Origin of the sequence: Sediminimonas qiaohouensis DSM 21189 (assembly GCF_000423645.1) — a bacterium.
Classification (GTDB): Bacteria; Pseudomonadota; Alphaproteobacteria; order Rhodobacterales; family Rhodobacteraceae; genus Sediminimonas; species Sediminimonas qiaohouensis.
Genome location: NZ_AUIJ01000029.1, coordinates 25,723 through 36,394 on the forward strand (window position 1 = coordinate 25,723; position 10,672 = coordinate 36,394).

Consider the following 10,672-nt stretch of genomic DNA (forward strand, 5'->3'; position numbering starts at 1 on the left):
TGTAACCGTTCCTGCGGCGAGTGTTCTCCGAACACGCCCCCGCTGGGGGCCGCCTACGGCGGTAATGCAACGTCGGTTAATTTGCGGGGACTCGAGGCAGCGCGTCCCCGCAATCCGCGATTCGCGCCTGAAGCTCTCTAAACTTACGCATTCGTCGCGGAATGCTATCGTTACGACCTCTTTCAAGACGCTCAAGGATAGTGGCAAGATTTGACTGTGATCCAACTTCTACGAGGCGTTGGCGAACAAAACCAGAATGAGCGTCACCAATTACGGTGCGCGTGTCCGACATTGAGCAATCCATTCGAACATTCATACGGATAGGAATGAAAAGGTCATTCAATTTTTTAATCAAGACACTAATTGAGTGATCCGCAAAGGGCCCGCGTTTTATACCAATACTGCCATTTCGAAAGCGCTCCACTGTCTCGGAATAGAGCCAGTACCTGCCCGGTTCAAGCCAAAGTCCAAAACGGGTAACTTCTTCAATTTTGAACGACCCAAGTTTATCAGTAGATTCTGATCGCAAAGTTGCTAATATTGCATCGCACTTCTCTTCAGGTACCGAAGCATGGATGGAATCTATGTTTGCATAGCAGATTTCAACGCTTGGATCTTCTTTGGCAAGTCGTTCCATCATTTCAAGTAAAACTATTCGACTGCGTGCAACGATCCTTTGGTTAAATTCAAAGCAGGTCGATCCATCAAAAAGCTCTGGAGAGTTAACAATTGAGGACTCGGAAGAGACTGAAACCGTTATACCTTTCTGCCCGCCCATCCACCTTGTGGACATACACAAAGGCGAAGCTTCTTCAAGAAAAACCCCAAAATTTCGTCGAAGATACTCTCCGGCAAACTCGCGAGAGGTAAAGGTTTGACGCGATACGCGAGGTCGGTGAGCAGTTGACGCTAGTAAGGTCATAAGAAACTTCTCGCGATCCGCAAGCGCCTTGTTACCTTGAGTGAGATAGTGCCTTCGCCGTGCATATGATCTTTGCACCTCACGAGCTAAAGGATGAGATATGCGCTGTTCGGAAACAATGCCATCGATCATTTCGATTCTTGCAAAATGCCGATGGAAATACTGGATCTCGAATTCGTTTAGGTCCACAAAAATCGGTTCGTTTAAGGCCGCTCCGAGATATCGCCCTGCGAAGAAAGAGCGAAACGGATTATATTTTCTTATGAATTCTGATATTGGTGGATGAAGCACGCATCGATACAGTCCAAAACGGAGCGACTCACCTTCGGAGAAATTTCTGTTCAAGGAAACATAATCTAATGTTGATGGTTGTGGGAAGTCATACTGCATACAGGAAGGGTACATTGAGTTATAATCGAGAGCTATCACACGCCGATTGGATCTGCTTTCCTCGAGGGCATAGGCATCCTGAATTGGAAGATGCCACGCCAAATAAAATCGCGCGTCGTGCTCGGTCTTGAAACGGATAGAGTTACAAATTGTTTTCCATTTTTGATCACAAAAGCTTCCCGGTTTTTCTATGTGCTTTTTATACCGTTTTAGAATATATTTGAGAGAGTTGAAATTCTTGATTGAGTTATCCCGATACTTCTGCATTGGCAGCCATGGTTGGATCTTTTCTAGAACGAGTGGTGGCCGTTTTCCTGGATTTGCAAGAGCAATAAGATCCGCTTCTTTACGGGTCAATGTGACACAACGGTTATCCTCATGATCTTGATACGAGTAGATTGACCGCGTTCCGTTATTATCCGTGATTGAGATTGCGTCCACTCCAATCGGAATCATATCGCGTGGCGCCTGCGGCTTTCGCTTTCGCAGCATTATAGACTTGCCGCTCGGGAGAACACTTGCAGGTAGATGAAATCGAAATGCACCACTCATTTGGATTTCCTTCCGTCAATACTACGCTGCCGCATTAATTTCATCCCACAATGGGCTAATGCCAGCTCATTGGCGGCAAGATCACGTTGCAAAGAAGTTGATCCCTCGCAAACTTGCTTGCACCCGCGAGCAATCGCGTTGCGAATAGAGTATGGAAAAAGAAAAATAAGTGAATGCAGGTGCCGTTTTTTCCAGTTTCGTATTTTTCGACCAGTAGTTTGATAACCTGACAGCTCCTGATCGTTGATCAATCTACGTATATCGCTGTATTGACTGTCAAGCTTTTGCAGCGCCTCAAATGACTCCAGCTTGCTTTCCCGAACTAAAAAGTGTAACCGAGAAAGGGAGAGGATTTTTCGTGTTCTATTTTTATCTAGAAGGAAAATCCCTTCTGGGCCGTTGAGCAGTCTGGCATTGCTATGCAGAACGTTTTGTATGATACCCGTTTTTTCATATGCGGTCAGGCCGTCAGCCTTAAATGCTTCTTGGAGCTTATCTTGAATTACCAAGTTTTCTGATGAACCGCGCAAGCCTTGTAGCGCAGGCTCTGCCTCAAAGTATTGGTATATTAGCGCCCTTATCCCATGAGGAAATGTTGCCGTCAGTGCTGTCGAGTATGGTAAGCTTTCCCACTTGGCATAGCGACTTATAGCGTAACTGTCACATCCCGGAAGGTAGTATGGCTGTTTCTTGAACAGCTCTGGCTTGAGTTTGTGCCAATCTTTCATCGCCTGCAAGGGCGTCTTGCTGCCCAAGGCTGATTGAGGGAGTTTCTGGTTATAGAGCCAGACGTAGCGGTGCAGCGTCGTCTCCAGCTCCTTGCCGGACTGGAAGTGGTGGCTTTGCAGCACGTCCTCGATGCGGCCATTGAAGCGCTCGACCATGCCATTGGTCTGGGGTGACTTCGGCGGGGTGAGGCGGTGCTCGATACCGAGGTCGGCGCAGAGTGTGTCGAACTCGTGCGCCCCGGTTGCAGCGCGTTTGCGCAGGCCGAAGAGCCGATCTGTGAACTCTTTTCCATTATCCGTGAGTATCGTCTGGATGCGCATCGGGCAGGCCCGCTCCAGGTCACGCAGGAAGCGCCGGGCGTTGGCCGCCGTCTTGGCCTTGAAGACCCGGATGAAGACCCAGCGTGTCGCGCGATCGATCGCCACGAACAGATAGCGCCGCGAGGACTCGTCCGCCATCTGAGGCAGATACTTCACGTCGATGTGGATATATCCGGGCTCATAAGCCTTGAAGGCGCCGTGTTTGGGCTTGGGGGCTTTGGCCTTCATGTCGCGCAGGTTGCCGACACCGTGCCGACGCAGACAGCGGTCCAGCCCTGAGCGCGAGGCATTCGGGTTCAGGAACTCGCGCACCACGGACAGAAGGTCGTCGAGCGAGACCAGCAGGGTCTGACGCAGAGCAACGGCGACGGCCTCTTGCGCAGGCGTCAACGTCGTCTGCAACCGATGCGGCGTGTGACTGCGGTCTGCAACGCCGTCGCGCTTGCGCCACTTCCACACGGTTTGCTCGGAGGTTCCGTGGCGCTCAGCAACGATCCAGGCCGGTTCATCGCTCGCCTGGATGGCCGCCCTGATCTTCGGTGTGGTCGTCGCTTGGCTGTGAAGCTTGATCAGCATGCCGATCTCCCGTCTCGCACCTCGTTCAGAACAGATCGTGCCATGAACAGCGCTGATCGACGAGGGGCTATGTGATCATCCGGGATGGAACACGTAACCACTGCCCATGTTAATTAGTTTTCTCACGAAGCGGCGCTCAATTTGACCTTGAATCGCTATGCCACCGAGTGCGATTTCTGCTTCGTGCAGAGACCAGCGCCACGCGTCCGGTTCTATTCCTTTCGACAAAAGAGTTCTTGAAGATATGGATTTTTGCGCGAAGAGTGAAATGTTGCCAATTTCCTTCAGGTCTTCTTCCAAGAGCTCCGCATTACGCTCAGCCTCATTCTCACCGGAGAAATCTACGTTGATCCAAGCGTCCAGATCCCCCACCCAAATTGTCAAACCGTCATCGTACATCGCTATTCGCATTTTGCTTCATATGCTTACGTGTAGGCGGTCCTAAGTTCGAAAGCTAGGGGTTCAAGCCAAACGTAGGATGTCTTTGGAACGGATTCCAGACGGCTCGTGTCGAGGAGTTTGTGGAAAGTCGAGGGGCGGCGTAGTCTCCAAGTGACCTGCAAACCACCCAACCGGCGGCGGTAACCGCCAGTGGCATCATTTCAACTACTCAGATTACCGAGAACTCAACCGTTACGCCACCCATCAATGAAGCTTGATAGGGTTCGATCAAGGCGCGGCCGCGCGCTAGGTTTCGGGGCAGCATCGTGGCGAGGTTCGAGGACGAGGCTGCCAAATTTCTCGACCGCATGCTCTACGACCGTGGTGATGGTCGGCCAAAGGCAACCGACCCAGGCACCGCGACCAGCAGCTTACTACTCTTCCGACTTGGAGCCTTCGGATAGCCGCGCAATGACAAGACAATAGCCGGCCCCCGCTCCTTCCCCCCGGCATGCAGGGGAAAGCCCTTCACTTACTGACCCGTATCCACGCGATGCCATTTACCGGTGGCCAGCCGCTTCCCCGCAGGCTTTTCACCTGCCCCGCTTTAACCGTCTCCAGTCAAAACAGTCCCCGATCCGTCACATCGCGCCGTAGCCTCGACTTCACCGGCCGGTGGGTTTCGTTGTCGCGTTTCTGCATCGGACCAAAAGGGGTCGTCTCGATGCGGGGTGGGGTAGTCCCCGGGTCAAAACCTGTGCTTGGCGGCCGGTGCGCAGGCGAACCGTGGCCAGTGCTTTTACGTTAGCGCGTGCGTTGGAAAGACACCGGGATAAACCTGAGCACGGGAAGTGCCGTAATTGGCGCACTTCGCGGCCCAGATTGGTCGAGCGGCAGATGTCTTCCCAAGTGTATCGATTGACGTCCTCACAGCTTGCGACCACGGCAACCTTTCCGGGACGCGCCAACCGGGCGTCATTTGGCGGCTTCATGAATGGATGATGAACATGTTCGCATCGTCACCGGACCATCTAGGTCCTTCCTTTGTCCCTTTTGTAAGCGGGTCTTTGTCGTGCAGCTTTCCTTGGCGCCACCTGTGCGCTAGACTGGCATCTGTCGAGCACAGCAGGACGCCCCATGAGTTCCGAAGACCGTCCGCCCAGGAAAATTGAAGAGATCAGCCAAACGGAGGATCCCGTCGACCTAATCTATCTGCATTTCGACGGGATCAATCAGAGGCTACCATTTCGTATGGCCGACTACGGCGATGACGGCGCGTTGACCGGCGATCAGATCGAATACCTGGCCCAGAGCTTTCTCTTGGACCTGCGCCTAGCCCAAGAGCTCTCCGTCCTGTTGGGCTACTCGCTGGATATAGACTCCAAAGTCAGCCTAATCCGCGTGAAGCGGGAACATCACGCCCCCAATAAGACTAGCGAGGGCAAAGAGTTCAAAGCGTCCTATGTTGACGACAACGGCAACGAAGTCGTCGTGCGGCCTCTTGACAAGCGGAAAGTCGCGGACGACCGGCGCCTGAGCGTGGTCGAGAGCTGCTGCTACATCTGGCTGGACGCCGGCCGGAAGCTCACCTTCACGACGCGCGCCGATAAACTCAAGCCCGAGCAACAACGCGAAGGCGAACTGATCAGGTTCATCCAGACAGCAGTAAGCATGGTTACGACGCCAACATGCGAGGTGAGTGGCGAGACCCTGCGGCGTGACATTGAACTTACTCGCCGTCGTTTTCGAAGACGCGGTGAGATGGTTCCGACCAATCGGGTCTGACCCAAGTAATCGATACACTTGGTAAGCTAACCTTGACCCCTGTCATGGTCAGCCCATGACACGCGATCCCGCCACACCCACTGATACAGTCCCGGCCAATAGGCCGGTCGACAAGGCTGTTCTCGCTCTTGCCCACCTTTTGGGTGAGGCGTCGGCGCGGGACGCGGGCGTGTTGCTGCAACCCGAGAAAGAAGGTGTCGAACATGACTCGAACTCTCAAGACGAAGCCTGAATCGCCGGTCCGCCTCAAGACCGTCAAGGACGTCGCGCAGGAAGACAACTGCTCGGAAAAGACGGTGCGCCGGGCGATCGCGGCGGGGCTGCTGGACGTGATCCGCGTCGGTCCTGGCGGGCGTTTGATCCGCATCCATCCGGACGCCCACGCGGCCTATCGGCGGGCCTATCTCTGGCAGGCACGCCTGGCCAGTAATGTCCTTTGATGTCCGTTACTTACGTGATTTTCGGGAAGAGGGTGTCACCGTAATTTGCGAACTTTCCATGCTAGTGTTCTCCCGAATCGGGCGCTCTGGCCGCCCCTGTCCACCCGAGACCACACATGTCCCAAAAGGAAGCCACCCGATGACCCACCAAGCCAGGATTGACCCCGATGTGGCCTTCGTTCCGTTGGGCACGCCGATGTTTGCCGATCTGATCGTCCGGCTGGGTCAGGAGCAGAGTCTGAATCCCACGCGCCGCCGCGATATGATTTCGGGATTGAACCGCGTCGCCAAGACGCTTGGCCGCGCGCCGCAGGATGTGCCCTGCCATACCCGCTGGCTGCAACCACGCCTTTCCAAAATTTCTCCTGCCGCATTCGGGCTCACACCAAAGACCTGGCAAAACGCCGTGAGCAATGCGCGCGCAGCGATGGTGCACGTCGGTATTGTAGAACGCCGTGCAAACCGGATCACGGACTTGTCCCAGGCTTGGCAGAAACTCTGGTCAGGCCTGCTGGCCTCGCCGCAGAGCGCAACACTACAGCCCGCCCTGTGTCGCTTTGTTTACTTCCTCAGTAACCAAGGTATTGCGCCGGGGAAGGTGCGTATCAAGCATGCGCAGGCCTATAAGGATGCACTGATCCGCAATGAGATCAGCAAGTCGCCAGACGTGGCCTACCGCGCTGCCGTCAACGGCTGGAACCTCGCAGTGCGCAGCTTGCCCCGCTGGCCGAGGACGAAGCTGCCACTAGAACAGCGCCAGAAGATCATCAAGCTTGCAGAGTCTGATTTTCCAGCGGCCTTTCTGGCAGACTTGGACCACCTGATCTTGCGTTTGTCGCAGCCTGATCCGTTGGCCGAGAATGGTCGGGCAAAAGCGCTGCGCCCCACGACACTGAAGCAATACCGTCGCCAGGTTATCCGCTTTGCCTCCGAACTCGTACATGCCGGTGTGCCGGTCGAAAAGATCGACAGTATCGCAGTATTGTTGACGCGTGAGATGGCAGAACGCGGCCTGCGCCAAATGCTGACCCGCACCGAGAACAAGACGATCAAGATGATCAGTGAAGTCGCAGCCCTGTTGCGCAACCTCGGACGGATCACAGGGCAGGACGACGCAACGCAAAAGCAGCTGACCAAAATCGCAGGTCGCGTTGCAACGCAACCGCAGCGCGGCATGACCGCAAAAAATCGCAACCGGTTGCGCGTCTTGCAAAATGACAAGTCAATGATGCGCTTGCTGGAGTTGCCGGAACGGGTGTTCAACCGCCCGCCCCCAGGCAAGTCAAACGACTATACCAAGGCACTGGCGCGTGAGGATGCGGTCGCCATCGCCATCCTTCTGGCTTGCCCGATCCGTATCAAGAATCTGGCCGGTATTCATCTGGAGCAGCATATCCAGCGGCCGGGCGATGGCCGTGCCTATTTGGTTTTGACCGAAGACGACCTGAAGAACGAACGCCCGATCGAGTTCGAGCTACCCAAAGACGTGGTCCGCATGATTGATCGCCACCTCGTGACGCGCTGCCCACATATGTGTCCTGCTGGAACGCCGTGGCTGTTCCCACGGCGCGACGGAATGGGGCCGATGGTGCCCGGTCAGCTTTCAACACGAATAAAAACACGTGTGTTCAAAGTAACCGGTCTTGAGGTCAACTCTCACTTGTTTCGACACACTGCCGTGATGAACTGGCTCGACGCCTATCCAGGCGCTTACGAGGTGGCGCGCCGCCTGCTTGGTCATTCGGACGTCAGCCATACGATCAACCTGTATTCCGGCCTCGAAGTGAAGTCTGCGACTCGCGCCTTTGCTGATCTGATGGAAGCAAAGAAAGGACAGCGCAAATGAGCCTCCTTCTTCCCCGCGCCGATTGGCCTGTCACAGACCGCAATATGTGGGACGCGCTGCACAAGAAAGCAGGCCCGCTTGATGACCCAGGTGCCCTGGCACATCTGCGTCAAACCTCGTCCGCCACGCTCGAAGCCCGCTATGCGCGTTGGATGAAGTGGCTTGAGGCCACCGATCCCAATGCACTTTTGTCGCCACCAGCAGAGCGTGCCACCCTAGACCGGCTTCAGCGCTGGCTGGACGCGCTTGCACATACAGCGCCCATGACGCGCCTGATGTTTGTAGACGGGGTTCTGCGCGTTTTGCGAGCCGCTGATTCAGCTCAGGACTGGACCTTGCAGCGCCGGCTGCTCACTGGATTGAAGCGGCATGCCGGCCGCGGAGATCCTGCGCGCAAGCGGGGCCGCATCCTCTCAAGCGAGGTGCTGCTCAAGGCCGGACTGGCACATGCCAGCACCGATGCCGAAGCGGCTCCCAACGCCCTCAAGCGCATGATCTTCCAGCGGGACGGACTGATGATTGCCCTCCTGGCCGTCCTGCCCATCCGCCGACGTTCGTTCTGCGAACTGGTTCTCGGGCAATCCGTGCATGTGATCGAGGACGAGATCCTCATCTCGCTTTCAGAGAAGATGACGAAGACAGGCGTGCCGTGGGAGGCTGCCGTCCCGCAACAGGTTGAACCCGCCCTGCGCCGCTACATCGAGGAGGTGCGCCCTGCCCTTTTGTCGCGCGGGGACCAGTGCCATGATATCCTCTGGGTCGGCAAGCGCGGCGAGGTCATGAGGCAAGACTACATAGGCAGCCGCATCGGGGATATCACCCTCAGGATAGTGGGCAAACGGGTGCCTCCGCATCTGTTTCGGGACGCGGCAGCGACGACGCTCGCCCGCATGTCGCCAGAAAGTGCGCGACTGATCCGCCCGGTTCTGGCACATTCGGGGTTCAGAACAGCCGAGCGCCATTACATCCACGCCCAGACGATCGACGCCGGACGCGACTACGCAGCAGTCGTGCAGCGGCTCAAGAAAGGACGATCATGACCCGAGTTGCCATTTACGCGCGGTTTTCGTCGCAGATGCAAAGTGAAGCGTCGATCGAGGATCAGTTGCGCATCTGCCGTGATCGCGTCACGCGCGAAGGCTGGACGGTGACGGAAGAATTCTCCGACATGGCCATCTCCGGGGCCAGCATGCAGCGGCCCGGGGTGCAACGCATGATGGACGAGGCCAGCCGCGGCAGTTTTGATGTCATCGTCTCAGAAGCGCTGGACCGATTGAGCCGCGATCAGGCGGATGTGGCGACGCTGTTCAAGCGGCTGAGCTTTTATGGGGTGAAGATCATCACCCTTTCCGAAGGTGAGATCAGCGAGCTCCATGTCGGCCTGAAGGGAACAATGAACCAATTGTTTCTCAAGGACCTCGCCGCCAAGACGCGGCGTGGCCTGCGCGGTCGCGTGGAGGCCGGCCGGTCCGGCGGTGGCAACGCTTATGGGTACGATGTGATAAAGCGCATCGGATCCGATGGCGAGCCAATCAAGGGCGAGCGTATGATCAATACCACCGAGGCGGAGATCGTGCGCAGGATCTTTCAGGATTTTGCCAATGGGCACTCCCCCAAGGCGATCGCCCGCAAATTGAACGACGACAGCATCCCCGGCCCGCGCGGCAAGCTCTGGCGCGATACCGCCATCCGCGGTCACCGAACGCGTGGCACCGGCATACTGAACAACGAGCTGTATATAGGTCGACTGGTCTGGAACCGACTCCGCTACGTGAAGGATCCGGCGACGGGCAAACGCGTCTCGCGCATGAACCCGCAAAGTGAATGGGTCATTCGAGAGGTTCCCGAACTCCGGATCATCGATGACGAGCAATGGACACGCGCCAAGGAACGGCAGGAGGATATCGACGCAACGCCTGCGGTTCAGGGCATCAAGCGCAGCCGCTTCTGGGAGAAGCGGCGCAAAACGCATTTGCTGAGCGGGCTTTTGTCCTGCGGCGCTTGCGGCGGAACAGTCGTCACCGCCGGCAAGGATTATGTCGCCTGCTCCAATGCGCGCAAGCTCGGCACCTGCACGCATCGGCGCTCCTACAAACGCGGCGTTCTCGAAGACGCGGTGCTCGGCTTGTTGCGCGATCGCCTGATGCAACCCGACGCGGTTGCTGCGTTCGTCGATGCTTTCACCACCGAGGTCAACTCACAGCGCGGCGCCGAGGTTGGCGCACGCAAGCGCATGGAACAGGAGCATGCCCAAACGGAAAGGAAGGTGCAGGGCCTTTACGACGCCATCGCGGAGGGGCTCCGCACGCCCGGCCTGATCGGTAAACTGGAGGAGCTTGAAGCGCATAAGGCGCAGCTGGCGGCGCGGATCGCCGAACCAGACCCCACTCCGGTCCGGCTGCATCCAAAGCTCTCCGAACTTTATCGTGAGAAAGTGGGCAGCCTAGCGACGAGCCTGCAAGATCCGGATATCCGGCCACGCGCGCTGGAGACAATCCGCGGCCTCATCACGCGCGTGACGCTGAACCCGGACCAGACAGGCGGTATCAACATGGAGCTTGAGGGGGCAATCACCGCCATGATCGAAGCGGCCCAGGCGGGTGCGCTGTCAGATGTGGATCATGGTTCGGTAAAAGTGGTTGCGGGGGTAGGATTTGAACCTACGACCTTCAGGTTATGAGCCTGACGAGCTACCGGGCTGCTCCACCCCGCGACGTTTTCGGAATTGCCA

Annotated in this window: 7 protein-coding genes, 1 tRNA gene and 2 pseudogenes; 5 read left to right on the top strand and 5 right to left on the bottom strand. The window is 56.6% G+C overall.

Features of this window, described 5'->3' with window-relative positions; translation table 11 throughout:
• Positions 1 to 76 precede the first annotated feature (76 nt).
• The 3 genes and pseudogenes from G568_RS20330 to G568_RS0115495 all read right to left on the bottom strand — a co-directional run bounded on the left by G568_RS20330 (position 77) and on the right by G568_RS0115495 (position 3,888).
• Positions 77 to 1,864 carry a DNA polymerase type-B family protein gene (locus tag G568_RS20330; protein ID WP_157084431.1) on the bottom strand — a complete coding sequence of 596 codons (1,788 nt, stop codon included), beginning with the start codon at positions 1,862 to 1,864 and terminating at the stop codon, positions 77 to 79.
• Between the two features lie 659 nt (positions 1,865 to 2,523).
• Positions 2,524 to 3,489: pseudogene (locus tag G568_RS19075) on the bottom strand (IS481 family transposase); the annotation flags it as partial.
• A gap of 75 nt (positions 3,490 to 3,564) precedes the next feature.
• Positions 3,565 to 3,888, bottom strand: a complete 324-nt coding sequence (locus G568_RS0115495) for a hypothetical protein (RefSeq protein ID WP_026758872.1) — start codon at positions 3,886 to 3,888, stop codon at positions 3,565 to 3,567.
• A 1,119-nt stretch (positions 3,889 to 5,007) separates the two neighbouring features.
• On the opposite strand from G568_RS0115495, the gene G568_RS0115500 reads away from it, so the two are divergent.
• The 5 genes and pseudogenes from G568_RS0115500 to G568_RS20725 form a co-directional block, all read left to right on the top strand.
• Positions 5,008 to 5,655 carry a hypothetical protein gene (locus G568_RS0115500; RefSeq protein WP_026758873.1) on the top strand — a complete coding sequence of 216 codons (648 nt, stop codon included), beginning with the start codon at positions 5,008 to 5,010 and terminating at the stop codon, positions 5,653 to 5,655.
• A 203-nt stretch (positions 5,656 to 5,858) separates the two neighbouring features.
• Entirely contained in the window at positions 5,859 to 6,095 is a 237-nt protein-coding gene (locus G568_RS19080; protein WP_051203071.1) for a MerR family transcriptional regulator, read from the top strand.
• A 139-nt stretch (positions 6,096 to 6,234) separates the two neighbouring features.
• Positions 6,235 to 7,941: a site-specific integrase gene (locus G568_RS0115510; protein ID WP_026758874.1), complete on the top strand. Its 1,707-nt coding sequence runs from the start codon at positions 6,235 to 6,237 to the stop codon at positions 7,939 to 7,941.
• Entirely contained in the window at positions 7,938 to 8,981 is a 1,044-nt protein-coding gene (locus tag G568_RS0115515) for a tyrosine-type recombinase/integrase (protein WP_026758875.1), read from the top strand. Before G568_RS0115510 ends, G568_RS0115515 begins: the two co-directional genes overlap by 4 nt.
• Before the next feature lie 35 nt (positions 8,982 to 9,016).
• Positions 9,017 to 10,012 (top strand): annotated as a pseudogene (locus tag G568_RS20725) (recombinase family protein); the annotation flags it as partial.
• A gap of 126 nt (positions 10,013 to 10,138) precedes the next feature.
• On the opposite strand, the gene G568_RS20730 reads toward G568_RS20725, so the two are convergent.
• Positions 10,139 to 10,345 carry a hypothetical protein gene (locus G568_RS20730; protein ID WP_026758877.1) on the bottom strand — a complete coding sequence of 69 codons (207 nt, stop codon included), beginning with the start codon at positions 10,343 to 10,345 and terminating at the stop codon, positions 10,139 to 10,141.
• A 232-nt stretch (positions 10,346 to 10,577) separates the two neighbouring features.
• Positions 10,578 to 10,654: transfer RNA gene (locus G568_RS0115530), tRNA-Met, on the bottom strand.
• Between the last annotated feature and the right edge of the window lie 18 nt (positions 10,655 to 10,672).